Source organism: Bacillus sp. JNUCC-22 (genome assembly GCF_018861275.1).
GTDB classification, from domain to species: domain Bacteria; phylum Bacillota; class Bacilli; order Bacillales; family Bacillaceae; genus Bacillus; species Bacillus velezensis.
The window spans coordinates 1,336,463-1,360,928 of sequence record NZ_CP076408.1 but is presented as its reverse complement, the minus strand read 5'-3'; the positions used below and the strand labels follow the sequence as shown (position 1 = coordinate 1,360,928).

General features: G+C 45.6%; 21 protein-coding genes. 4 read left to right on the top strand and 17 right to left on the bottom strand.

Annotation, left to right across the window (positions count from 1 at the left end):
* Nucleotides 1–111 precede the first annotated feature (111 nt).
* Nucleotides 112–1,281: an aminotransferase A gene (locus tag JNUCC22_RS07065; protein WP_167860099.1), complete on the top strand. Its 1,170-nt coding sequence runs from the start codon at nucleotides 112–114 to the stop codon at nucleotides 1,279–1,281.
* Nucleotides 1,282–1,305: 24 nt separating this feature from the next.
* Here the strand turns inward: JNUCC22_RS07065 and JNUCC22_RS07060 are convergent, their stop codons facing one another.
* The gene (locus JNUCC22_RS07060; RefSeq protein WP_023356869.1) at nucleotides 1,306–3,126 is read right to left on the bottom strand and encodes a PAS domain-containing protein; all 1,821 of its coding nucleotides are present in this window, start codon (nucleotides 3,124–3,126) and stop codon (nucleotides 1,306–1,308) included.
* A 177-nt stretch (nucleotides 3,127–3,303) separates the two neighbouring features.
* Entirely contained in the window at nucleotides 3,304–5,436 is a 2,133-nt protein-coding gene (locus JNUCC22_RS07055; RefSeq protein WP_216062228.1) for a peptidoglycan D,D-transpeptidase FtsI family protein, read from the bottom strand.
* A 339-nt stretch (nucleotides 5,437–5,775) separates the two neighbouring features.
* On the opposite strand from JNUCC22_RS07055, the gene JNUCC22_RS07050 reads away from it, so the two are divergent.
* A complete protein-coding gene (locus JNUCC22_RS07050; protein ID WP_190664231.1) occupies nucleotides 5,776–6,561 on the top strand; it encodes a CAP domain-containing protein in 786 nt (261 codons plus the stop codon).
* 36 nt (nucleotides 6,562–6,597) lie between these two features.
* Here JNUCC22_RS07050 and JNUCC22_RS07045 read toward each other — a convergent pair whose 3' ends face one another.
* The 9 genes from JNUCC22_RS07045 to JNUCC22_RS07005 form a co-directional block, all read right to left on the bottom strand.
* Nucleotides 6,598–7,464 carry an NAD(P)-dependent oxidoreductase gene (locus JNUCC22_RS07045; RefSeq protein WP_108654833.1) on the bottom strand — a complete coding sequence of 289 codons (867 nt, stop codon included), beginning with the start codon at nucleotides 7,462–7,464 and terminating at the stop codon, nucleotides 6,598–6,600.
* An 81-nt stretch (nucleotides 7,465–7,545) separates the two neighbouring features.
* Nucleotides 7,546–9,513 (bottom strand): methyl-accepting chemotaxis protein, encoded by a 1,968-nt coding sequence (locus tag JNUCC22_RS07040; RefSeq protein WP_108655010.1) that lies wholly within the window; start codon nucleotides 9,511–9,513, stop codon nucleotides 7,546–7,548.
* Nucleotides 9,514–9,639: 126 nt separating this feature from the next.
* Nucleotides 9,640–10,668 (bottom strand): spore photoproduct lyase, encoded by a 1,029-nt coding sequence (gene splB / locus JNUCC22_RS07035; protein WP_007611071.1) that lies wholly within the window; start codon nucleotides 10,666–10,668, stop codon nucleotides 9,640–9,642.
* Nucleotides 10,669–10,752: 84 nt separating this feature from the next.
* On the bottom strand, nucleotides 10,753–10,992 hold the full coding sequence (locus tag JNUCC22_RS07030; protein WP_003154646.1) for a splAB operon transcriptional regulator SplA: 240 nt from the start codon (nucleotides 10,990–10,992) through the stop codon (nucleotides 10,753–10,755).
* 87 nt (nucleotides 10,993–11,079) lie between these two features.
* Nucleotides 11,080–12,795 carry a phosphoenolpyruvate--protein phosphotransferase gene (gene ptsP / locus JNUCC22_RS07025; protein ID WP_108654834.1) on the bottom strand — a complete coding sequence of 572 codons (1,716 nt, stop codon included), beginning with the start codon at nucleotides 12,793–12,795 and terminating at the stop codon, nucleotides 11,080–11,082.
* Nucleotides 12,795–13,061, bottom strand: coding sequence for a phosphocarrier protein HPr (locus JNUCC22_RS07020; protein WP_003154654.1), 267 nt, complete (start codon nucleotides 13,059–13,061; stop codon nucleotides 12,795–12,797). The genes ptsP and JNUCC22_RS07020 overlap by 1 nt, the downstream gene beginning before the upstream one ends.
* 96 nt (nucleotides 13,062–13,157) lie before the next feature.
* Nucleotides 13,158–15,254 (bottom strand): glucose-specific PTS transporter subunit IIBC, encoded by a 2,097-nt coding sequence (gene ptsG / locus JNUCC22_RS07015; RefSeq protein WP_003154656.1) that lies wholly within the window; start codon nucleotides 15,252–15,254, stop codon nucleotides 13,158–13,160.
* 230 nt (nucleotides 15,255–15,484) lie between these two features.
* Nucleotides 15,485–16,351: a glucose PTS transporter transcription antiterminator GlcT gene (gene glcT, locus JNUCC22_RS07010; RefSeq protein ID WP_012117426.1), complete on the bottom strand. Its 867-nt coding sequence runs from the start codon at nucleotides 16,349–16,351 to the stop codon at nucleotides 15,485–15,487.
* 50 nt (nucleotides 16,352–16,401) lie between these two features.
* On the bottom strand, nucleotides 16,402–17,367 hold the full coding sequence (locus tag JNUCC22_RS07005; RefSeq protein ID WP_108654835.1) for a LacI family DNA-binding transcriptional regulator: 966 nt from the start codon (nucleotides 17,365–17,367) through the stop codon (nucleotides 16,402–16,404).
* Nucleotides 17,368–17,464: 97 nt separating this feature from the next.
* On the opposite strand from JNUCC22_RS07005, the gene JNUCC22_RS19620 reads away from it, so the two are divergent.
* Nucleotides 17,465–17,590, top strand: coding sequence for a hypothetical protein (locus JNUCC22_RS19620; protein ID WP_014721086.1), 126 nt, complete (start codon nucleotides 17,465–17,467; stop codon nucleotides 17,588–17,590).
* A gap of 57 nt (nucleotides 17,591–17,647) precedes the next feature.
* On the opposite strand, the gene JNUCC22_RS07000 is transcribed toward JNUCC22_RS19620, so the two are convergent.
* The 6 genes from JNUCC22_RS07000 to JNUCC22_RS06975 all read right to left on the bottom strand — a co-directional run bounded on the left by JNUCC22_RS07000 (nucleotide 17,648) and on the right by JNUCC22_RS06975 (nucleotide 24,118).
* Nucleotides 17,648–18,742 carry a M24 family metallopeptidase gene (locus tag JNUCC22_RS07000; protein WP_007409596.1) on the bottom strand — a complete coding sequence of 365 codons (1,095 nt, stop codon included), beginning with the start codon at nucleotides 18,740–18,742 and terminating at the stop codon, nucleotides 17,648–17,650.
* A gap of 113 nt (nucleotides 18,743–18,855) precedes the next feature.
* Nucleotides 18,856–20,769, bottom strand: a complete 1,914-nt coding sequence (locus JNUCC22_RS06995) for a heavy metal translocating P-type ATPase (protein ID WP_108654836.1) — start codon at nucleotides 20,767–20,769, stop codon at nucleotides 18,856–18,858.
* 242 nt (nucleotides 20,770–21,011) lie between these two features.
* Complete coding sequence (gene stoA / locus JNUCC22_RS06990; RefSeq protein ID WP_108654837.1) at nucleotides 21,012–21,506, bottom strand: endospore biogenesis thiol-disulfide oxidoreductase StoA; 495 nt, start codon at nucleotides 21,504–21,506, stop codon at nucleotides 21,012–21,014.
* 62 nt (nucleotides 21,507–21,568) lie between these two features.
* Entirely contained in the window at nucleotides 21,569–22,909 is a 1,341-nt protein-coding gene (locus JNUCC22_RS06985) for a polysaccharide biosynthesis protein (protein WP_108654838.1), read from the bottom strand.
* Nucleotides 22,910–23,024: 115 nt separating this feature from the next.
* A complete protein-coding gene (locus JNUCC22_RS06980; RefSeq protein WP_108654839.1) occupies nucleotides 23,025–23,648 on the bottom strand; it encodes a cell wall hydrolase in 624 nt (207 codons plus the stop codon).
* 275 nt (nucleotides 23,649–23,923) lie between these two features.
* The gene (locus JNUCC22_RS06975; RefSeq protein WP_007409591.1) at nucleotides 23,924–24,118 is read right to left on the bottom strand and encodes a hypothetical protein; all 195 of its coding nucleotides are present in this window, start codon (nucleotides 24,116–24,118) and stop codon (nucleotides 23,924–23,926) included.
* Between the two features lie 162 nt (nucleotides 24,119–24,280).
* Here JNUCC22_RS06975 and JNUCC22_RS06970 point away from each other — a divergent pair, with 162 nt between their 5' ends.
* A complete protein-coding gene (locus JNUCC22_RS06970) occupies nucleotides 24,281–24,466 on the top strand; it encodes a YkvS family protein (RefSeq protein WP_003154669.1) in 186 nt (61 codons plus the stop codon).

The window sequence follows — 24,466 nt, the reverse complement described above, 5'->3', positions numbered from 1 at the left end:
TATGTTTTCACATATCGGACATATACTCGGGATAGTTCAATAAAAAGATGACAAATGCTCAGCTAGTGGTAAAATAGGATAAACTCAATATATAGTATAAGGTGATGAATTATGGAACATTTGCTTAATCCGAATGTAAAAGAAATTGAAATTTCAGGAATTCGCAAATTCTCAAATCTTGTAGCTCAGCACGACAATGTCATTTCGCTTACGATCGGTCAGCCGGATTTCTTCACGCCGCACCATGTCAAAGCGGCTGCCAAAAAGGCAATCGACGAGAACGCAACGGCATATACTCCGAATGCGGGCGGCCTTGAGCTGAGACAGGCCGTACAGCTTTATATGAAGAAAAAAGCTGATTTGAATTATGAAGCTGAAACTGAAATCATCGTCACAACCGGGGCAAGCCAAGCGATTGACGCGTCTTTGCGGACGATTTTATCTCCGGGCGATGAAGTTATTCTCCCCGGACCGATATATCCGGGCTACGAACCGATCATCCGCATGTCGGGCGCCGTTCCGGTCCATGTGGATACGACGACACACGGATTTAAGCTGACGGCGCGGCTCATTGAAGAATCGCTGACACCAAAAACAAAATGCGTCATTCTTCCTTATCCGTCAAACCCGACCGGAGTGACATTGTCTGAGGAAGAGCTGCAAAACATCGCAGCCGTCCTGAAGGGCAGAAATGTTTTTGTCCTGTCTGATGAGATTTACAGCGAATTAACCTATGACAGACCGCATTATTCGATTGCGTCTTATTTGAGAGACCAGACGATCGTCATCAACGGCCTGTCAAAATCGCACAGCATGACGGGCTGGAGAATCGGTTTCATTTTCGCACCGAAAGAAATTGCCAAGCACATCTTAAAAGTTCACCAATACAGTGTGACATGCGCGTCTTCAATCTCTCAGAAAGCGGCTCTTGAAGCGGTGACAAACGGTGTTGATGATGCGCTTATTATGAGAGAACAGTATAAAAAGCGGCTTGACTATGTATATGACCGTCTTGTTTCAATGGGGCTTGACGTCGTAAAGCCGTCAGGCGCATTTTATATCTTCCCTTCCATTAAGTCATTCGGAATGTCATCGTTTGATTTTAGTATGGCTCTTTTAGAGGATGCAGGTGTGGCTCTTGTGCCCGGCAGCTCGTTTTCAAAGTTGGGTGAAGGGTATGTGAGGCTGTCATTCGCATATTCACTGGATACATTGAGAGAAGGCTTGGACCGGCTGGAAGCATTTATTTTAAAAACGAGAGAATCCATACAGACTATTTAAACAACGGCATAACGCCGTTGTTTTTTATTGTTTCGGGAATGTAATATGAAAGGCCGTGCCTCTGTCCGGTTTGCTGTCTACTTGGATAGCTCCCTGGTGGTTTTTAATAAGGTTGAATGTGACCATCAGCCCCAGGCCGGTTCCTTTTTCTTTCGTTGTCAAAAACGGTTCGCCTATTCGTTTCAGCACGTTTTCCGGTATCCCGTCACCCTCGTCTTTCACCGTCACATTAACGGAATACTCATCTTCTGTCATGATGATGTGAACCGTTCCCCCATCCGGCATCGACTCAACGGCATTTTTAATCAGATTGATAAACACCTGTTTCAGCTGATTTTGATCACCGTTAATATACATGCTGTCATGTTCGTAATCCGTTTTGATAAAAATCCCTTTAAGATTTGCCTGCGTCTCTAAAAGAGCGGTCACTTCACTTATAATTTTCTTTAAGTTTACACGCTCTTTCACGGCGTTTTGCTGAGGTTTGGCAAGCATTAAAAGCTCACTTAAAATTAATTCGATTCTGCTCAGTTCAGAAAACACAATTTCAAAGTAATGTTCGTTTTCCTCCATCGTCGGCTTCATGAGCTGTAAAAATCCTTTGATCGCCGTCAGCGGATTGCGGATTTCGTGAGCGATTCCCGCCGCCAGCTGCCCTGCGATAGACAGCTTCTCCGACTTCAGCATTAATTCCTCCGTCTGCTTCCGCTCAGAAATGTCACGCAGAATGACCTGCACGGCCGTTTCTCCGAAAAACGTCGTCGGAATGCAGACCATTTCCGTGTAGATCAGCCGGTTTTTAAAGGTAAACCACGATTGCTTAATAATTTCTGACTCGGTCTTTCGGTTGATAATATTTTGGATCCGCTGTTTCACGCCGTCATGATCACAGGGATGAAGCTGATCATAGACGTTTTTCCCGATTAAATCTTCATATGTTTCAGCCTCAAACAGCGAAATGCCCGACTCATTCATGAATACCCATTTATCATTGTGAATCACGGCGATCGTGTCAATTGAATTCTGAATGAGGAGCTGATAACGTTCTCTGCTTTTTTGCAGAATCGTTTGGAATTTTTTCCGTGAAGAAATATCAATCAGAAGCAGCAATTCCGCCCGCTGATTTTTATATGTCGTCGGTGCCGCCTTTACTTCTAAATGAACGGGCGTGCCGTCGAGCCTTCTCCACGTCTGTTCGATCATTCCGACTTCCATTCCTTTTTGCATCCGCACAATTCGGTTTTTCACAATGTCGTGGTACTCTTCTTCAATAAACTCATAAGAGCGCCTGCCGATTACCTCGTCTTTGCTGTCGGCTCCCAGCATGGCAAGCATCGCGTTGTTGGCGTAGGCGATTGTGCCGTTGATGCTGACATATAAAGGATTCGGCAGCATTTCGACAAGACGCTCGAATTCGCCGTTTCCAGCCGCATCTTCCGACTGTTGTTCTGCCTTTTGCTTCTTTTGTTCATACATATAAGGCCGGCGGGGCGTCTTCTCCTCAAGCACCTTGATTTTGAGGATGATTTCCCGATCCGTCCCCTCCATTTGCGGTGTGACAATTTCCACACCCGCTTCAAGCCATACGATGGTATGATCTTTTTTAATAAGACGAAAGGTGCAAGGCATCAAATGATGCTCATTATAGAAGTAACTTTCAACCAAAAATTGATCTTCTTCATGCAGGAACGTTTTGAGAAATGACCCAATCATCTCTTCCTGAGAATAACTGAAGTACGATTTGCAGTTTGCAGAAATATACATAATACGCCCGTTAGACGTCAAAACGGCATGAAGATCGGTTTTCGATTGAAACTGTTTGACATGCTGAGTATCCTGTTCCACAGAATCCCTCCTTTGCATTATACTCGCACTGCAGGCTGGACACGGACTGATATAAAAAGAAATTCCACTAGATTGATTCGCTAAAAAATGAGCATTCTCCTTCTATTCTTATTGTGAACGTCAATTTTCCTGAATGAAAGAAAGGGCGCACGAGATGTTCGGCCGCCCTTTCATTTGTTATTTTTTATTGTATTTCTTTTCAAGTTCTTTGTAAGCGTCAATTGCTCCCTTGGCAATGTTTTTGCTTACATGATCTTTATCATTTCGAACAGACGGAACGACGACGCTGAATGCCACTCTTGGATGTTCTGACGGATAATAGCCGACAAAGGTCAGGTTATACGTGTACTTCCCCCACCAGTTTTTGTTCGTGCCGTAATAGTGTGTCTCCGCGGTTCCCGTTTTTCCGGAAACATCAGCGCCGGACCCCTGGAATGTTGAATAAGCCGTTCCTTGAGGCGAGCTTGTAACCAATTTCATCCCTTTATGAACTTGATCAAAATCGCTCGGGCTGTTATTTACTTTGTTCAAAATTTTAATATCTCGCTGTTCAATCGCTTTTCCAATCTTGTTTTTGCTGTCCGGTTCATGAATGCTTGTGACGATCCGCGGCTGGACGCGATACCCGCCGTTTGCGATGGCTGAAATATATTGAGCCATTTGAAGCGGCGTATACGTATCAAACTGTCCGATCGCAAAGTCAAGCAGCAATCCCCCGACCATTTGCGGATTTGACTGCATGCCCGCTGATTCCTGCGGAAGATCAATCCCGGTCTTCACACCTAGGCCGAATTGGGCGTAGTAGTTGCGCATTTTTTTAATATCGTCTAATCCGGCAGGCAGTGTGCCGTGCGGGACGTAAGTAATGCCCGCGATATGCATGGCCACATGAAACATATATACGTTTGAACTTCTTTGCAGCGCGGTCAGCTCAGTAATAGCTCCCATTTGTGTCCACGATTGTTTTTTCGTGTCGCCTTTAAATACAAGCGGTGCATCGACAAACGTTTTATAATGCGGGAGGCCGCTTTGGTAACCTGCGAGAACAGTCGCTCCTTTAACAGAAGAGCCCATCTCATATTGGGTCGTAAATGCTCCGATCGCAAAATCCTGTGTTTTATTTGTTTCGAGATCGATGCGTTTCCCCGCCATTGAGAGAATATCCCCGTTGTTCGGGTCCATCATGACGGCAAATCCTCTGTCAACCATAAAGTTGCCTGCGGCGCGGCTTCTTCTCAGCTCTTTTTCAATGACTTTTTCGACTTTCGACTGTAATTCCATATCGAGCGAGAGCTGCAGATCGTAGCCTCTGCTGCCTTCATCGACGGGCTTTTGGCTGACGACTTCACCTTTGCTGTTTTCCACATACTCTACTTTTTCTTTATGTGCGTTTAAATAGTCTTCATACTGATATTCAATGTAGCTTTTTCCCACTCGGTCATTCAGTGAGTAGCCTCTTGTGACATAATAATCTTTCCGTTCGCCCAACAATCCCTGTTCCGGGGTCGTCACACCGCCGAACAGAGAGTACAGCGTTTTATCGTACGGATATTTCCGCGTCCAGTCATTGATCACGTCAATGCCGGGGAGCTCTTTCAGGTGCTCGGATACGACGGAAACTTCTTCATATGTCAGGTCGCTTTTTGGTTTTTGCTTGTTGTTTTCATGCTCGTCAAGCAGTGAACCGCTGTTTCCGTTTCCGTTCAGCTTATTCGGGTCCATTGATTTGACGACTTGCGGCTGATAGGCGTTGCCGCTTGAAAAACGCGTATAAATCGCCGCGATTTCCAGCTCTTTTTTATTTTGTTTGATCGCATCAATCTCCTGCTTCGGGACGCGTTCAATCTGGCGTTTGTATACTTCTTGGGATTTCAGGCTGTTTTCTGAATCCTTCATAAGCTTTTCCGCCTTCTTCGGATGTGCGGCAAGCCAGTAATCAATGATATTTCGATCCTTCATAAATTCAGTATCAATATGAATCAGTGCGGCGAGATTTTTTGCCGTTTTCAATTTGTCCTTTGCCGAGGTTTTTGAGGTAGAAACGTATACAATTTCAGGCACAGCCTGGTTATCAACCGCCACTCTGTTCCGCTTGTCATACATCTTTCCCCGCGGTGTCGGATAATAGGCGGTTTTTGCATTTGCCTTCTCCGCATCCTGGCGGTGTTTATCCCCTTCGACAATCTGGACGATGCCGAGTTTAAAAATCAGTGCCGTAAAGAGAAGGAAAACAACTAAAAAATAGAGATTCATTCTCAGCGCTCTGTAACGTTTCGTTTTTTTCTTTGGTTCACGCGCAACTTCAGCCACTTTCTGTTACACCTCTCAAATCATTGAATATATTTACATAAACAGATTTTAATTGTAACATTTTTGTAAAAGTTGTTACAGCGAAAACGGGTAAAAAAAACTGTCAAGATCAAATTATCTTAAAATATATCTAACACTTCAAATAATTTGAAGAGATGTAACGGATTTTAAAAAATAAATACAGATCGTTTTTCCCGGTATAGAGCCATTTTTCTGCGCTCAATTACAATTATGACAAACGTTTGTTGTCAAAGGAAATGGCTGCCTGCATTATGACAAAAAAGCTGTGATAAGATTTTTCATGTAGAAAAAACAACTTCTCTGGGAGGCTATAAACTTATGAAAAAAGCATTTCTCTTATCTGCCGCCGCGGCAGTCAGTTTGATTACATTCGGAGGCATTCAGCAGGCATCTGCAAAAGAGCTGTCATGCCAGCACGTCGTTACTGTGAAAAAAGGAAACACCGTACAGCATCTGACTCTTCAAGAGGCTGTTGAAAAACTACATATGAAAACGAGCGCGAAACAGCTGAACGTTAAAAATGAGAAAGAACTGAAACAGCAGCTGCAAAAACACGCAAAGCATTCTGATATGACAGTTAAAGACGTTCAAAAAGAAACACCGGCAAAAACGGCTCCGGCAGCTGCTGAAAAACCGAAAGCCGATCAAAACCAGCAAAACCAGACGGCTGACAATGCAAAGCAGACAGATAACACAAACAACAGCAGCGAGAAAACTCCTTCATCTGTCAGTGCGTACGAAAAGAAAGTCGTTGAATTGACAAATGCAGAGAGACAAAAGCAAGGCTTAAAACCTCTGCAGATTGATGAAAAATTAAGCAAATCAGCTCACGCAAAATCACAAGATATGAAAGACAAAAACTATTTCGATCACCAAAGCCCTACTTACGGCTCACCTTTCGATATGATGAAGTCTTTCGGAATCACTTATAAGACTGCCGGTGAAAATATCGCCAAAGGACAGCCGACTCCTGAAGCTGTCGTTAAAGCTTGGATGAACAGTGAAGGCCACAGAAAGAACATCATGAATCCTGAGTTCACTCAAATCGGTGTCGGTTACGTAGAATCAGGAAACATCTGGACACAGCAATTCATCGGAAAATAAATAATAAAAAAGATTGCCCCCGCGGGCAATCTTTTTTTATTTCACCCAAAGCTTATAAATACTTTGAGTTCCGCTGTTTTCTTCTCCTTGCGCGGAAAGCTTGTCGTATAATGATTTGGCAAGCGCCAATCCGGGCATCTCTTCTCCCATGAGCTCCGCTTCTTCAAGGGCGATGCCCATGTCTTTAATAAAGTGTTTCACGTAGAATCCCGGCGCAAAATCGCCTTTCAGCATACGGGGGGCGAGATTTGACAATGACCAGCTGCCAGCCGCTCCGGTTGTAATGCTTTTCAGCACTTGTTCCGGGTTCAGACCGGATTTTTCAGCGTAAGCCATCGCTTCAGCCACTCCGACCATTCCCGCTGCAATCGCGATCTGATTGCACATTTTCGTATGCTGGCCGCTGCCGGCCGGCCCTTGATACTGAATGTTTTCCCCCATAACGGAGAAAAGCGGCAGGCATGCTTCAAACGCTTCTTTTTCTCCTCCGGCCATAATGGCAAGCGTTCCGTTCCTCGCGCCGATGTCTCCTCCGGAAACGGGTGCATCCAATGCGTGAATGGACTTTTCTTTGGCTTTCTCCGCTATCTTCTTCGCCAGAGACGGTTTTGATGTCGTCATGTCGATGACAAACGCCCCTTCTTTTGCGTGCCGGAGAATGCCGTTTTCGCCGAAATAGATTTCCTCGACATCACTCGGGTAGCCGACCATGGTAATAATAATGTCAGCTTTCTCTGAAAGGTCTTTGACCGTCTCCTGCCAGACCGCTCCCTTATTCAGAATCTCTTCCGCTTTTTGTTTCGTCCGCGTGTAGACTAAAACAGGATAGCCCGCTTCTAAAATGTGCGATGCCATACTGTTTCCCATGACGCCCAAACCGATAAATCCGACCGTTTTGTTCACTGCGCTTTCCTCCCCTGATGCGATTCATAGTATTATTCTTTCATGTCTATATTACCTTATTATAGGCTGATAGAGACCGCATTACAAAGTGAATTTAGAAATGGCGCTGATCAGATCTTCGCTTGCGCTCTTTAACATATCAGTCGATTGCTTCACTTTTTCAAGCGTAACGAGCTGTTCATCAGTAGAAGCATTCACTTCTTCCGCCGCTGCCGCAGATTCTTGAGAAATGGCGGAGATGCTTTGAATCGCTTCTTGAATCGCGGCTTGTTCTTCACTCATTTTTTGAATGTCATTGTAAATATGATCTATACCTTGTACGAGAGACTGCATTTCCGTCGTAATCAGATTGAGAACCTCACCCGTTTCATGAATGGCGCTGTTTTGTTCATCATTCATTCTGCTTGCCTCGATCATCGCGTGCGACGCTTCTTTTGTCTCTGATTGAATCAGCCGGACCGTCTCACTGATATGGCCGGAAGAAAGAGCTGATTGTTCAGCAAGCTTGCGGACTTCTTCCGCGACGACGGCAAAGCCACGGCCGCTTTCTCCCGCTCTTGCGGCTTCAATGCTCGCATTCAGCGCCAAGAGGTTCGTCTGGTCTGAAATGGCGGATATTGCCGTCACGACTTCTTCTATGTTTTTCGTTTGTTCTTCCAGGTCATTCAGCATTGCCTCTACTTTTTTCGTTTCTGAATTGGCTTCGTTTGACTTCATCAGCAGCTGCCCGAGCGCGTCCAATCCTTTGTAGCTGGCATCCTCTGAAGATTTTGAGAGTTGTTTTATGCTGCCCGCGCGATCTGCGATTCCTTTTATTTTGACTGAGAGATTTTCTGATTTTTCATTGATCGTCTCAACCTCTGACGCTTGCTCTGTCGCTCCGGCGGCGACTTCCTCTATCGCTTTTGCGATTTGTCCGCTCGTTTCATTTGTTTCTTGTGAAATGACGGTTAGCTGGTCAGATGTATCAGACACATTTTCTGAGGAGGCCTTAACCTGTTCGACCATCTCTTTCATATTTTCAACCATTTGGTTAAAGTCTTTTGTTAACTCGCCTACTTCATCTTTTGATTTCGTCTGGGCGCGGACGGTTAAATCTCCCGCTGAGACCGAGTTTGTTTTGGCGATCAGCTGCTGAATCGGCCCGGTTATCGTTTTTGCTAGGAAATAGCTGAGTCCGATCGTAATCACAAGGGCGATCAGTGACATAAAAATGCTCACCGTGTTCATTTTATCAGCTACTCCCATCAGCTGATCTTTTTCAAACTGCGTTCCGACTTTCCATCCTGTTTCTTTTACCGTTTGGTAGACGACCATGTTCCCCTGCAGCTCTTTGATGCCTTCTTTATCCGTAGTGATGTCTTTTAACGTCTGATCTTCCGACATATTTTTTCCCTGTTTTTCCGGATGCGCCAGAAGAGAGCCGTTTTCATCCGCCAAAAACGCAAATCCTTTATACGGTACCTTTTGCTCGTTGACCATGCTCTGAATGGAGGACAGCTTCAGATCTAAGCTCGCCACTCCGACGACGGTTCCGCTGTTTTGAATGGCTTTTGACGCCGTCACGATCATGTCTCCCGTCACTGCATCTTTGTAAGGGTCAGTCCAGACAACCTTATCGGGTTTTTCGGCCGCCATCTTATACCACGTTCTATTTGTCGGATCATAGTCTTTGGCAAAGTCGGCCTTTGGATATGTAAACATTTGTTTGTTTGCGGTTCCGACGTACGCAAGCGCGACATATTTGTCATTCTGTCCGATCTGTTGTAACTCATCGTTAAAAAGCCGCGCGGTTTCTTTCTTCCCATCTGATAGAAAAGACCGGGACAATTCACCGCCTGCTAATCTCAATAATACGGTCTCATCATTTTTCAGCTGAAGCTCAATGTTCTGACCGAGTGAATTGGTGACATTCTCTGTCGTACGTTTTGCTTCCTCCGTCATCATCGGTTTTAATGTCAAATATGAAGAAACCGTTAAAAAAACAACCGTTACGATAAGCATTGCCGATACAAACACAGCAATTTTGATATGCATTTTTTTAAACATAACCATCCCCTCCTGAGAGTTATATCGGTCTTTCGGCCATGAAAATGAATAAATCTTGAAATAAATATCAAACATTTCCGCCATTTGGCGCTGCAAAAAAAGAGCCGTCATACCGACAGCTCCGCCTTACGTAAAATATTCGATTTTCGCTTTCGGAAAATAGGTTTCGATATAAGATTCGAGTGTTTCCCTTAAGTCATGCTCTTCGTCTTTTTGGTATATATACTTGCCGATTCCGTAGCGTCCCCATTTGTATCTGCGCTTTTCTTCATCCAGCTCAAGCTTTGTTTTCGGATAGTTCTTCTCAATCACCCGTTTGGCCGGTTTTGTAAAACGGTGCTGAATCAGTTCAAATGTGATGTCATGCCGAACGTCTTCATCAAGCGCCGCATCAAGTTTCTCAAACAGTTCCTTATAGCCTTCCTCCCAGCCATCGTGAATATAAATCGGCGCCACGATGAAACCGAGCGGATAGCCCGCTTTAGCGACTTTGACGGCGGCTTCTATCCGTTTGTCGAGCGGAGAAGTTCCCGGTTCAAAGTTTTTAATGACATAATCCGCATTGATGCTGAATCTGAACCTAGTCTTTCCGTTATGTTTTGCATCAAGCAAATGATCGACGTGGTGAAATTTAGTCACGAATCTGAGCTGTCCCAATTCGCTTTGTCCGAAATGTTCAATGGCTCTTTTTAATGTATGTGTCAGATGATCGATTCCTACGATATCAGACGTACAAGAGGCTTCAAATCTTGTAAATTCCGGCGCCCGTTCTTTCATATACTCATCAGCCTGATCCAGAATCTCTTCCACATTGACATATGTCCGGATGTAGGGCTTTGACCCCATCGTCGTCTGCAGGTAGCAATAGTGGCAATGCCCCATACAGCCCGTCGCAAATGGAATGGCATATTCGGCGGACGGCTTTGAAGAATCGAATTTCAGTGTTTTCCGGACGCCGATTACCAATGTTGATTTCGCATTCCGGTATTGCTGCAAGTGATTTTTTCCCGGAATATTCCGGACTTGATTATGCGATGTCGTTTCTCTGATCTCAAGCCCCATGTTTTCAAACTTATTCTTCAGCTCTTGTCCTAACGGGTATTCGAGCGCTCTCGGTTCAATATAAACAAGCTGGGGCACAAACGGCTTCAGCATAGACAGACACTCCCTTTACATATTCTCATGTTGTTACTTTCCGTTTAAAAGAGAGTGAATATGCGTTGTAAACATTTCCTTTGATCAATGATACCGGTCTTCTTCAAAAAGCTCGCTGTAAAGCGCTTCCGCTTCCTCATATGTCGAAAAGACCGCGTCATCTTCGGCCAGCGGATGATAGGTTTCGTATAAAAACAGAGACAATTCTCCCTCATGATACGGGTGATGGACGATCTCCGCCTCTTTAATATGGGCAACATTGGCGGCATGCGGATTGCGGTAAATCACATAGACCGTATCCCCCGCTGCAAATGATTTTGTCATAATAATCCCTCCTGTTGAAAGTTATTGTTCCCCCCTTTTTTCCGAATATGAAAAAAACCAGACGGCTTACACCGTCTGGCTTTTGTATTACTTATTGAATGTTTCTTTAACGAATGCGACAACCTCTTCTGTCGTGCTCATAGACAAGATTGTTTCTTTGAATGATTCAGCTTCTTTTTTAGAAAGCTTGCTGATCTGCGTTCTTGCCGGAAGGATGGATGTAGCGCTCATCGAGAACTCATCTAAGCCTAAGCCGAGAAGAATCGGAATCGCAATTTCGTCTCCCGCCATTTCTCCGCACATGCCGACCCATTTGCCCTCTTTGTGAGCGGCTTCAATAACAAGGGTGATCAGACGGAGAATCGCCGGATTGTATGGCTGATACAGATAAGCTACGCGCTCGTTCATGCGGTCAGCAGCCATCGTGTATTGGATCAAGTCATTTGTTCCGATACTGAAGAAGTCAACTTCTGCGGCAAACTGATCTGCGATCACGGCTGTAGACGGAATCTCTACCATCATACCGACTTCAATATCGTCAGCAACCGCTACGCCGGCTTCGACGAGTTTTTCTTTTTCTTCGAGAAGAATCGCTTTCGCCTGTTTAAACTCGTTTACTGTCGCAATCATCGGGAACATGATTTTTAAGTTTCCGTATGTACTTGCACGAAGCAGCGCACGAAGCTGAGTTCTGAAGATTTCTTGCTCTTCAAGGCAAAGGCGGATGGCTCTGTAGCCTAAGAACGGGTTCATTTCTTTAGGTAGCTGCAGGTAAGGAAGCTCTTTGTCACCGCCGATATCCAATGTCCGCACGACAACTGACTTTCCTTCCATACGCTCAAGAACCGTTTTATAAGCGTCAAACTGCTCGTCTTCCGTCGGAAGCTGGTCGCGTCCCATGTAAAGGAATTCCGTACGGTAAAGCCCTACAGCTTCTCCTCCGTTTTCAAGAACGCCTTTTACATCGTCCGGTGTGCCGATATTTGCGGCAAGCTCTACATGATGACCGTCTTTAGAAACAGTCGGTTCATTGACGAGCTTCGCCCACTCAGCTTTTTGCGCCAGGTAAGCACTGTGCTTTTCTTCATATTTCTTTAACGTTTCACTGGAAGGATCGATGATCACATCACCATCGATGCCGTCTACGATTACCGTAACACCGTTTTCAATTGTCCCTGTAGCCGCTTTTGTGCCGACAACAGCCGGAATTTCAAGCGAACGGGCCATGATCGCGGAGTGTGAAGTGCGTCCGCCGATATCAGTTGTAAAACCTTTTACAAACTGGCGGTTTAATTGCGCCGTATCAGACGGTGTCAAATCTTCAGCCACGATAACAACCTCTTCTGAGATCATGCTCGGGTTCGGAATTTCCACGCCCAGCAGGTGCCCCGTCACACGTTTTGTTACGTCACGGATATCCGCCGCACGCTCTTTCATGTATTCGTTATCCATTGATTCAAACATAGTAACGAACATGGAAGCTGTTTCTTTCAAAGCGAATTCAGCATTGACTGAATCTGTGCTGATTTTCTCCTTTACCGGGTTCAATAGCTCAGGATCACTCAGAACTAAAAGGTGCGCGGAGAAAATGTCAGCTTTGTCTTGTCCCAGTTCTTTTAAAGCATGCTCTTTAATTTTTTCAAGCTCTTCTTTAGAACGTACAATCGCTTCATCAAAACGGCTTACTTCAGCCGCAGCATCAGCAATGTTTTTCTTTTCAACCGTTAAGTCCGGCTCTTCAAGCCGGTATGCTTTCGCAATCGCAATTCCGGCTGAAGCGCCTATTCCTTTTAATTCTTGCATTACTCGCCGAGTCCTTCGCTTTTCATTGTTTCTTCTAAAGCATTAAGAGCATCGTTTTCGTCAGCGCCTGAAGCGGAAATTGTGATTTCAGCGCCTTTAGCGATACCTAGAGACATAACGCCCATGATTGACTTAAGGTTTACTGTTTTGCCGTTATATTCTAAGTTTACGTCAGCATCGTATTTGCTTGCAGTCTGTACAAGAACTGTCGCAGGACGAGCGTGGATCCCGGAATCTGCTGTTACTTTAAATGTTTTTTGTGCCATGATTATCATTCTCCTTTAAATTAAAGCTATTTTACTACACAATATTATATCATACAGCCGTACTTGTCATCTGACAAGCACGGCGTATTTATATGCTTATTTTCCGATTTTCACAATATCTTTTTGTTCCCGTTTTACGGTACCTTCGGCCGAAAGGGAAATCGCTTCACCCTCGGCAAGATTTGTAAAGACAATCGGTGTCATTAATGAAGGAACATGAGGTTTAACCGCTTCAAGATCAACTTCAAGCAGCTTTTGCCCCGGTTCAACCCGGTCACCCTCAGAAACAAAAGAAGTGAATCCTTCGCCTTTCAGGCTGACTGTGTCGATTCCGAAATGAATCAGGATCTCTCTTCCGCCGTCAGACTGAAGGCCGATCGCATGTTTTGTCGGAAAAACATTCAGCACTTTTCCGCGGACAGGCGATACGACGATTCCTTCTTCAGGAAGAATCGCAAAACCGTCGCCCATCATTTTTCCTGAGAACACCTGGTCAGGCACATCGGTAATCGGATGGATTTCGCCGGTGATCGGAGAAGCGAACACTTCTTCACCCTGCTCGTTTCGGAGCGGATCTGCGATAACCTCTTCAACCTGCTGGCTGACTTCTTCTTGCGCGGATACTTTCGGTTCAGGGCGCGGCGTGCGTCCGGCGATAATATCCTGCATCTGTGTTTTTAAACCGTCAGAACGCGGGCCGAAAATGGCCTGAATGTTGTTTCCGACTTCAAGAACGCCTGAGGCGCCAAGCTGTTTCAAACGAGTCTTATCCACTTTCTTCTGGTCGTTGACCGTAACGCGGAGTCTCGTGATACAAGCGTCAAGGTGCTTAATGTTTTCCTGATCACCCATTGCCTGCAGGATTTCATAAGGAAGGTCGCCGGCTTCGCCTGAGGCGCCCGCACCTTCATCCGCAGCCTCTTCTTCACGGCCCGGCGTTTTCAGATTGAACTTTCTGATCGCAAACCGGAAACCGAAGTAGTAAATGACGGCTAATCCTAAGCCGACCGGAATGACAAGCCACCAAGCCGTCCGGTTAGGCAGAATTCCGAACAGGAAGTAGTCAATCAGACCGCCTGAGAAGGTCATACCGATTTTTACATGCAGCAGCTGCATGACCATAAAGGAAAGTCCCGCGAATACGCAGTGAATCGCAAACAGGATAGGAGCCACAAACAAGAATGAGAATTCAAGCGGCTCGGTAATTCCCGTTAAGAAACTTGTCAGAGCGGCAGAACCCATGATTCCGGCTACAAGTTTTTTCTTTTCAGGCTTCGCTTCATGATAGATTGCAAGCGCTGCCGCCGGAAGACCGAACATCATAAACGGATATTTCCCCGTCATAAATGTTCCCGCCGTCAGCTGTACGCCGTCTTTGATCTGAGCCATGAAAATCCGCTGATCTCCGCGGATGATGTCTCCGGCCGCATCTTTATAGCTGAAAAATTCATACCAGAACGGCGAGTAGAAAATGTGATGAAGACCGAACGGAATCAATGACCGCTCAATCATCCCGAAAATAAAGGCCGCCAAGGTTGGATTCGCTTCCACAAGACCCGTGGAGAAGGAATTCAGACCGTGCTGGATCGGAGGCCAGATCACTAACATAATAAGACCGAGAATTAATGCGGAAATTGATGTGATAATCGGGACGAACCGCTTACCCGCAAAGAATCCGAGGTACTGCGGAAGTTCAATTTTATAAAACTTGTTGAACAATAACGCGGCCAGAACCCCGACGATAATACCGCCGAACACGCCTGTCGCCAAAGTGGGTATCCCCAGCATGTTAATATAGGCCGGATGGTTTTCCGCAAAAAACTTTGCCCGTTCAATTTTGTCAGACGGAATACTGCCGTTTGCCATAAGCACGGCGCTCATGGATACGTTCATGACCAAGTATCCGATAATAGCCGCGATTCCGGCAACACCGTCTCCGTTGGCAAGACCGATCGCAACCCCTACTGCAAAAAGAAGCGGCAGGTTGTCAAATACGATTTGGCCGGCGCTTTCCATGACGTTCGCCACAAGCTGAACGTTATCATTGCTTAAGAAATGCATGACTTGAATCATATCTTTGTTCTGCATGGCATTCCCTAACGCAAGTAAGATCCCCGCAGCCGGTAAAATCGCAACCGGAAGCATAAGAGCACGGCCGATTTTCTGGAGAACGCCGAATAATGCTTTAAACATAAAAGATGTACCTCCTCTGTTAGCTAGTGTGACCTTACAGCGAAAATTCATGACAACGAATTCACTGGCGCAAGTCTTCAGTTTAACCGTTTACATTTGCCCTTTTACACAACAAAAAAGGCATGAGTAAAAAGGGTGTGCAAAATAACGGGACCGTTCTTCCCGTTTTTTACCCTCAATCACTCATGCCTGATCGAATCAGTGACACGTTTTTAAGGTTTCAACTGAAATTATGAAATTTTATTGGTTAATCGGTACAAATGAAGCGTGAGATAAACCGCTTCCGCCTCATGAACTGGTTTTTTCAGTATTTGCTGCAAGATTTTTATCAGTTTCCAAGCAGTATTGTAGCATAGCGGGTATTCATTTTTCAATAATAACATTAACTTTTCTGGTTCTTTTGTCTGCTCTTCCCGATTAATCCTGTCTATGGTAAATCTGATATGCCGGATCAGCCGCAAATAGTGGACGCTTTCTTTATTCACTTTCATCTGGAAAGATTCCTCAATCACCTGAACGAGCCGGGACATCAGCTGTGAATGCTGATTGACCTCTGAAAGGGGCCGATTCGTCAGGGCGGAGTGGATATGCAGAGCGATAAAGCCGATCTCTCCTTCCGGAAGGCAGATTCCCGTCTTTTCATTAATCATGCCGACGACTTCACGGGCAATTTGGAATTCTTCCGGATAAAGCGTTTCGGTTTCCATGAGAAACGGGTTTTTAATGTCAAAACCCTGCTGCAGCCGCTTTACCGCAAAGGCGATATGGTCAGTCAGCGCAATATGGATATGCTCATTTAACGGTTGGCTTGTCCGCTTCTTGATATGATAAATGACGTCATTGGAGATGTCGACAAGTGTCTCGTCCACATAACCGAGGAGCTTTTTAAATTGTTTTTGTTCTTTTTCATCCTTTAAGATGAACATCTTGTCATACCCTTTATCTTCAATGACATCCGCTTGTTTTTTTCCAAAGCCGATCCCTTTTCCGATTAAGACGACCTCACTGTATCTATCATGTGTTGCGATGAGCACATTGTTATTTAATACCTTTTCAACTGTAAAGGACCCCTTCATGATCCTCAGCTCCTTTGTCATTCAATACCTCATATCGTACAAAACGAACGGAAAGCGCGTCAATTCTTTTTTTAGACGGTTGATCGTTCAATAAGGCGGTAATCAAGAACTTTCCTTGCCGGAGGCCCGCCGCTGATCCTGTTCTCAAGCATGTGAAAAGCCTGCTTTCCCATTTCTTTTGTTTGTATATCTATTGTGGAAATACCTAACATCTTGCTGATATCATGATTGTCGATGCTCAAAATCGCAAGCTCTTCCGGGATGCGCGTCCCGTTTGCCTTGGCTTCAAGGTAAAGACCTGCGGATACTTGATCATTCGCCGCAAACAGCGCAGTCGGTTTGTCATCCCAGCTCTTCCATTTATGAAAAAGGGCTTTCCCGTCAAGCAGCGTCAGCGCCTTTTCCACAACCAGCTCTTCCCTGTAAGGCTGCCCGATCTTCTTGAGCGCCTCTTTGTATGCGGCAATGCGTACTTGACTGTTTTTTCCCTTTTTTCTGGCCAGGCTGATCGCTATTTTCCGGTGTCCCTTTTCTATCAGATAATCCAGACCGTGCCGAAATGCTTCCCGATGCGGATTACTGATGGAGGAAAGCCCCGCCGCATCAGTGTACTGGCAGAGGATGAGCGGTTCTTTCACGGTAAGCAGATGTTCATCAGGAATTGCTTTGGAGCAGATAATCAGGCCGTCCACTTGGCGCTCCTGTAATTGTGATAAGGCAAAACGTTCTTTTTGCTGCTGATAATCTGTCTGGTATAAAGAAAGATGCACGCCTGACGCTTCGGCAGCCTCGGCAATACCTGCAACAAGGTCTGCAAAATACGGCAGATTCACCGACGGAAGCACAACGCCGATCATATCGGAAAAACCTTTGGATAAATGTACAGCATGAATGTTGCGCGTATATCCGAGCGATTGCATCGCTTTTTTCACTCTTTCTCTTTTGTCCTTACTTACATAAGGATGATCGTTTAATACTCTTGATACCGTTGTAACGGAAACCCCGGCAGCGCCGGCAATGTCTCTGATCGTAGCCATGGCGTCCCCCTTTCTTTTTTCCCTTGATCTGGAATGCGTTTCATACAGTAAGCTAGAAACAGAAACAGCCTATTCGTTTGAAAGGAGAAGAACAGCGATGGGGATTCTTTGCTTAATCGGTTTGTGTCTGGCCATAGTCGGCGGCAGTTACCTTGCCATGCGGCCCCTGAATGAAAAGCATGACATCAAACCATTTCAGCATTTTGATGATTTTTTCATTTAAAAGGTGATAAAAAAGGACGCTGCGTTCCAGAACCGTCCTTTTTTATCACAAAGCTTTTTATTTCAGAATCGTTAATTCTTTCGGATACTGCGTTAATGCTTCGGCGCCGTCTTTTGTGACGAACACATCGTCTTCAATGCGCACGCCGCCGACATCCGGCACGTAAATCCCCGGTTCTATCGTGTATACCATGCCTTCTTTGAGGAGTGTGTCGTTCGCGCTGCTCATTGATGGATATTCGTGAACCGAAATCCCGAGTCCGTGGCCGAGGCGGTGCGGGAAATAGTCTCCGTATCCGGCTTTTTCAATAATGCCGCGGGCTTTTAAATCGAGATCGCCGATTCTGACGCCTGGTTTGCTTAATTGAAGCGCCGCCTGTTCAGCTTTAAGCACCGTTTCGTAAATCTCTTCCTGTTTCGGGCTGATTGATTGGTATGCGAATGTTCTCGTAATGTCTGAACAGTAGCCGTCAAGAATAACGCCCAGATCAAACAGAACGAAATCGCCTTTTTTCAACCGGTCTGCACCCGGATTCCCATGGGGCTGGCCTGATTTTTCCCCGAACAGCACCATCGTTGAAAATGACATGCCCTGCACGCCTTTTTTCTTCAGCTCAAACTCAATCTGCGCGAGTACTTCGGTTTCACTCACACCCTCTTTAAGCGCCGCGACACCGACTTCAACTCCGTAATCCGCGAGTTTTGCCGCTTCCCTGAGAATGCTGATTTCCTTCTCATCTTTCACGAGACGGAATTGGTTGAGCGTTTCTTCTGCCGAAACAAATGCCGCGCCCCCTGAAGCTTGTTTGAGCTGTTCTGAGCGGGAAAGAGAGATCGAATCCTTTTCAACCGCGATGGAATCAAGCCGCACATTTCGTTTTGTGAGCTCGGCTTTGATCAGCTCCCACGGATCTTCGTGATCGCCGTAGCCGATAATATCATGCTCCCACCCGGCGCTGCGGGCTTGTCCGGCTTCCATTCCCGGACAAACGAAAAACGGCTCCTGTTCCTGAAACAGGAACAATCCCATTAACCGCTCATGCGGATCCGTGTAAAAATCAGTTAAATAAAATACGTTTTCCTTAGTATGTATAAACGCCGCATCATGTCCTTCTTTTTTCAGCCAAGATGAAACACGTTCTAATCTGTTCATTTTCTGCTTTTCCTCCTTACCAAAGTGACTCTTTATTCATTCTATCAGTTTTCCGGCGTTTATGCTGTGAACGAACATTAAAAAAACAGCCGCCCGATGTGCGGCTGTCATGTTTATTTTAATAATCTCAGTCCGTTCAGAATGACCAGAATCGTGCTCCCCTCATGCCCGATCACGCCAAACGGCAGTTCCATCACCTGCAGAAAGTTAGCGCAGATCAAAAGGCAGATGACCGAGAGCGAGAAAACAATATTCTGCTTAATAATCCGGTTCATTTTCCTTGAGAGTCTGCACATTTTCACAAGCTTGTGAAGATCATTTTTCATAAGGACTAAGTCAGCCGTTTCAAGAGCCACGTCCGTTCCCCCGCCCATCGCAATACCGACGTCAGCGGTTTTCAGAGCGGGCGCGTCATTAATGCCGTCCCCCACCATGGCGATTGTGCCGTACGTTTCTTTCAGCTTCTTCACTTCTTTTGCCTTCTGGTCCGGCAGACAATCGGCAACAACCGTCGTCATGCCGGCCTCTTTTGCAATGGCAGCCGCAGTTTCAGACTGATCGCCGGTGAGCATGGCTGTTTGAATGCCCAGTGATTCAAGCTCAGCCATCACGGCTTTGGCTTCAGGTCGGATTTGATCCTTTAAGGCGAAGCAGCCCGCAATCCGGTCATCTTTTTTAACAAAGACCAGTGTAAAACCTTTATCCTTTAATTCTTTTCCCGATGTTTGCAAAAAAGCATCTGCCGCATCTTCACCTGCAAACCCCGCTTTTCCGACCATCCATTTGACGCCTTCTATTTCAGCCTGAACACCGAATCCGGACGTCTCGTCAATCGATAGATGTCCTGCGGGCGCGGCGCCCCGGCTTTCGGCAAATTCAGCTATCGCTTTTGCAAGCGGGTGGCTTGATTGCTTTTCTATCGTATACACCGCTTGCATGATCTCATCTTCACTCACATTTTCGGCAGCTTGAAACGCCGCGACTGCCGGCTGTCCCTTTGTTACCGTGCCGGTTTTGTCAAAAGCGATCATCCGTACGCTTCCCAGCTGCTCTAAAAACACACTTCCTTTAACCAATAATCCGTTGCGGGCCCCATTTGAGATAAGGGAAAGCGCAGCGGGCATAATAGAAGCAACAAGCGCGCACGGGGAGGCGACCACCATAAACACCATCGCCCGGTAAAAGGTTTCACTCCAGCTCCAGCCTAAAGCGAAATGAGGAACGAATAAAAGCAAAGCCACGGCTAACAGCACGCCTTTGACATAGACACTTTCGAACCGCTCAATAAATGCCTGAGCCGGTGACACGCTGTTTTGGGCTGATTCCACCAGCCGGATGATTTTTCTGAATAAAGACTGTTCATTTGTTTTCGTCACACGGACCGTTAAGGAGCCGTTTCCGTTTACCGTTCCTGTAAACACAGAATCTCCTGCTGTTTTTTCCGCCGGCATCGCTTCACCCGTAAGCGCCGATTCATCGAGGCTCGTCACGCCAGACTCAATGATCCCGTCTGCTGCTACGCGTTCGCCCGGCTTAATGACGATCATGTCACCGATCTTAAGTTCAGCAGCCGGCACCCGCTTTTCCCGTCCGTCCGCAAGCAGTGTCGCTTCCTCCGGTTCCAGTTTCATTAAAGAGGTTAAATCACGGCTGCTTTTATTCATCGTATATGTTTCGAGCGCGCCGCTTAACGAAAAAATAAAGATAAGAACAGCGCCTTCAGCCCAATAACCGATCAGGGCGGAGCCGACAGCCGCAAAAATCATCAGCAGTTCCACATTTAACGCCTTCGTCTCAATGGTATCCTCAATTCCCTCTTTCGCTTTTGCAAATCCTCCGATCAGGAAGGCAAGGATATACAAAGTGACGGACAGGCCTTTTGTTTCGGTAAAAAACCAGGCCGCAAGAATAAGGACGCCGGATACGAGCGCCGCAATGAGTTCTGCATGCTGGAGCCACTTTTTTCCGGCCCGCTCTTCTTGTATGTGCTGTTGTGGATGGGTTTGTGTCATCACTTGTTCATTCATTATGAATTCTCCTCTCTAATTGAGAACGTAAATCATCTTCAATTCTCCGATAAAAGTAAAACAGCCGCCTGACAGGCAGCATTTTCACAGTGTTATCGCAGTGTTTTCTTTATTATAGCATGCCGCCGGAAGATTTCAATTATAATTGTTTTAATTTCTTTTTGATAATAATTATCATTAGTGTTTCATCAGCTGTTCATTATATGCAAAAAAGGTGCGGGAGGAATTCCTCCCGCACCTTTTTATTTCTCTGACCATTCTTTTAATTGTGAGGCGGTCATCGGACCGACGATCTTTTTTTCGATTTCTCCTTTTTCATTCAGCAGAAATGACGTGGGAATCGTCATGATATCGTATTCCTTCATAAGCTCGCCTTTCGTGTCAAGAACAATCGGGAAAGTGAGATGGTGCTGACTGACAAAGTTTTGAACGGTATTTTTATTTCGCTCGGCATTCATCAAATTTACCGTTACAAGGCTTACATCATCGGACTGATGCTGTTCAAAATACGTTTGGAACTGCGGCAGTTCTTTTTTGCACGGCGGACACCACGATGTCCAAAAATGCAAAATCGTTTTCTGCCCTTTATTCGGAATCGATATCTCGTCTCCTTCAATCGTCTTCATCAGAAACACGGCGGGAACTGCCTGTTTTTCTGATGAGGCTTTTGCTTCAGGCATCCAGACGGCGGCAGCTATCAAAAGGACTGCACATACAATTAGGCGGTTTTTATGCATATGATCTTCCTTTCACGCGTTTCGGATAGCTTGCCCTTCCTTATTGAAATGTATCAGCCTTTTCAGCTTTCGATCCGGGGCGCTGTTCTTCCGCCGCCCGTCAAAAACACGGAGACACCGAGGTCTTTGCAGATCGTCGCGTAATGTAAACTTGTCAGAAGAATCATGCCGGTATTCATGCCGAGTATAATGCCGAGCATTTGCAATTCCGGCATAGAACCGAGCACATACATCATCGAAAGCCCCACAATGCTGCTCCATACGTTATGATAAAACGCCGTTTTTACGTGGCCGATACCGATCAGACAGGCCTGAAGCGGCATCACAAACAGATGAAAAAGAAAAAACGGCCACAAAAGCTGCAAATAATACTGCGCTTCCGGAGACTGAAAAAACAAATGGGTCAGCGGGCCCGCGAACTGAAACATGACCCAGACTGCCGGAATGCCGTAGCCGAATGTAATAAAAATCGCTTGTCTCAGCCGTTTCAGCACAATATCATATTGGGACAGCGCATACGCTTCTGAAATGCTGGGAATCATGACGACCATCAGCGAATGGGCGATAAATGCGGGAAACGAACCGATTGTCATCGCTACACCGGCAAGCATGCCGTATTGATCAATCGCGGCTGTCCCGGCTGCCCCGGACGCCAGCAGCGCTCCTTTCACTAAAAAGGGTTCAATGGCGTTTGTCACCGCATGAAATATACGAAGTCCCGTTGTCGGGATGGATACGGCCAGGAGGCGTTTCCGCACGTCTTTCCCGCGAAGATGAATGTGCTGATGGCCGGAAAGCGCCCTCCGCGCCAAAATAAACTGCGTATACAAGTAAACGAACACCACGACATCGCTTGCGACCAGCACAAATAATGAAATGAGCACGGCCATATCAATTTCAAAAGAGTACCATTGAAAAAAGATAAACAGACAAAGCACTTGAATGATTTTTTTCATGACATTCGCAACCGCGATTTTTCCCATTTGCTGCACACCCATAAAATAACCTCTGGCGATGGATGTAAAAGCGACGACTGGAATCAGCCCGATGACAATCCCTTTAATAAACGGGTGATACGTATCGAATACAGGAATGAACGGCAGCGCGATGCTTGCGGCCGCGGTTGAAAACGCGGTAAAAACGGCGGTCATTCTGAAGGCATGACGGAGCATGCTTTCATGCAGCTTCCGATTGGATTCCGCGATGAATTTTGAAATGGAGATCGGAAGCTCCAGACTGGCGATGACGATAATTAAAAAAATGGTGGGCAGAATGCTCATGTAAAGTCCCATCCCATGCTCGCCAAGCTCCCGCGCCAGTATCATATTCACGACAAATTCCAGACATTCCGCGAAAAAGGCGGCGATGGATAAAAGAATGATCCCTTTCACAAATCGATTCATGGTGTCTCTCCTTGTCTCTCGTTCTTCCATCATCATATGAGACAAGTTCTGAAAATATTTTCGATTTCTCAAAATTGAAAAAAGCATAGCCGGGATATTTTTTATCCCGCTATGCTTACATCGCAAATACGTGTCTGCCGATCCGTTCGATAATTTTTCGGGAACGGATCCAGTGGTCAGATGCCGTTTTCGGATTGTAGAAAAACAACGCGTCCGTTTCTCTTCCCGGATGGTCAAGCGCCTCATTTGCGGCGGCGATGGAATCCTTATCCGGCTTTTGATTAATGCTTCCGTTTGCTACCGGTTCAAATGCATTCCTTTGATAGATCACACCCCGAATGGTATCCGGGAAGCCGTTTTTTTCAGTGCGGTTCAGCACTACGCTGGCTACCGCAACCTTCCCTTTATAAGATTCACCTTTCGCTTCTGCGTGAACGAGACGTGACAGAAGTTGTCTGTCAGCGCGGGAATACGTTTTTTTCGGCGGCTGATAAGCCGTCTCTTCCGGTTTTGCCTTCTTCTCTTGGTGAGATGACAGCTTTATCGGTTGGATAGAATGCTTATGATCCGTTTTTGAAAGCTTCGAAACCGAGCTTTTTTTATTTAAATCAGCAACCAGTGTGCTGGGTTCTTGCTTTGGCTTCTTCGCAAAAGTAAACAGAGCTTCTGTATGTTCAATTTTTGATGCAGGCATAAAACATAGAAAAAAGACAGCCAAGGCAGCAAATTTTGTCGTCATACGATTTCCTCCTTAAATACTTCACTACCTTAACAAGAGCTGTGCGCAAATTCACGGTTAAAGATTTTCCAGTGCTCCCAATCAGCTTTTATGATGGAAGAAGTTCGTTAACAGCCTTGTTATTGGCAGGAAAACAGCCGTCATTTTCACAACATTAACCAAATAGCAGTAAAAGTATCCATCGGAGGGATTTTACATTTTGTTTACATCTGTTACAGCAAGATGAAATGAGAAACCAAAAAACAAAAAAAAGACTCCTCAAGTGCGAGGAGCCGTCAGCTTCTTGGCTGTTCTAAATACTGAAATACAACATCTCCGCCCTGCTGTGCAATACCGCGGAAATGCTTAAAATCTTCCTGCTTCGATAAAACTGCTCGAAATGCAAGAAAATGTTCTTTCTGCACCCTGAATTCTTTGATTTCACCAGTGCGCATTTGGTTGATACATTCTGAAATTTCCTCAGGCAGCAACGAACACAGCCTCCTTTTCTCGGCTTTTTCCCGAAAATCAATATACCATCTTTCCCCCGCCGGGACAATGATTGAGCGGGCTGATACCCATATCGCTTTACTTCTTAAAGAAAATACTGCAAAATATTTTCAAACAGGATTTATGATAAGGAGAGGAAGCTCGTGAAAATTGCTAAGGTTGGAAACGTCATTGAATTTAAAAACGGATTAACCGGTATTGTTGAAAAAGTAAATGAAAACTCCGTCATCGTTGATGTAACCATCATGGATAATTATCGTGACCTTGAATTAGATTCCCTCACTGTCGTCAACCATAAGAATTATAAAATCATCAGAGACTCCTATTAA

Coding starts and splice junctions, on each gene's coding strand:
- JNUCC22_RS07020 (WP_003154654.1), bottom strand. CDS start 13,061: ATGGCACAAAAAACATTTAAAGTAACAGCAGATTCCGGGATCCACGCT.
- splB (WP_007611071.1), bottom strand. CDS start 10,668: ATGCTGAAGCCGTTTGTGCCCCAGCTTGTTTATATTGAACCGAGAGCG.
- JNUCC22_RS07065 (WP_167860099.1), top strand. CDS start 112: ATGGAACATTTGCTTAATCCGAATGTAAAAGAAATTGAAATTTCAGGA.
- JNUCC22_RS07030 (WP_003154646.1), bottom strand. CDS start 10,992: ATGACAAAATCATTTGCAGCGGGGGATACGGTCTATGTGATTTACCGC.
- JNUCC22_RS07050 (WP_190664231.1), top strand. CDS start 5,776: ATGAAAAAAGCATTTCTCTTATCTGCCGCCGCGGCAGTCAGTTTGATT.
- JNUCC22_RS19620 (WP_014721086.1), top strand. CDS start 17,465: ATGGGGATTCTTTGCTTAATCGGTTTGTGTCTGGCCATAGTCGGCGGC.
- ptsG (WP_003154656.1), bottom strand. CDS start 15,254: ATGTTTAAAGCATTATTCGGCGTTCTCCAGAAAATCGGCCGTGCTCTT.
- glcT (WP_012117426.1), bottom strand. CDS start 16,351: ATGACAAAGGAGCTGAGGATCATGAAGGGGTCCTTTACAGTTGAAAAG.
- JNUCC22_RS07040 (WP_108655010.1), bottom strand. CDS start 9,513: ATGTTTAAAAAAATGCATATCAAAATTGCTGTGTTTGTATCGGCAATG.
- JNUCC22_RS07000 (WP_007409596.1), bottom strand. CDS start 18,742: ATGAACAGATTAGAACGTGTTTCATCTTGGCTGAAAAAAGAAGGACAT.
- JNUCC22_RS06995 (WP_108654836.1), bottom strand. CDS start 20,769: ATGAATGAACAAGTGATGACACAAACCCATCCACAACAGCACATACAA.
- stoA (WP_108654837.1), bottom strand. CDS start 21,506: ATGCATAAAAACCGCCTAATTGTATGTGCAGTCCTTTTGATAGCTGCC.
- ptsP (WP_108654834.1), bottom strand. CDS start 12,795: ATGCAAGAATTAAAAGGAATAGGCGCTTCAGCCGGAATTGCGATTGCG.
- JNUCC22_RS06980 (WP_108654839.1), bottom strand. CDS start 23,648: ATGACGACAAAATTTGCTGCCTTGGCTGTCTTTTTTCTATGTTTTATG.
- JNUCC22_RS07005 (WP_108654835.1), bottom strand. CDS start 17,367: ATGGCTACGATCAGAGACATTGCCGGCGCTGCCGGGGTTTCCGTTACA.
- JNUCC22_RS06985 (WP_108654838.1), bottom strand. CDS start 22,909: ATGAATCGATTTGTGAAAGGGATCATTCTTTTATCCATCGCCGCCTTT.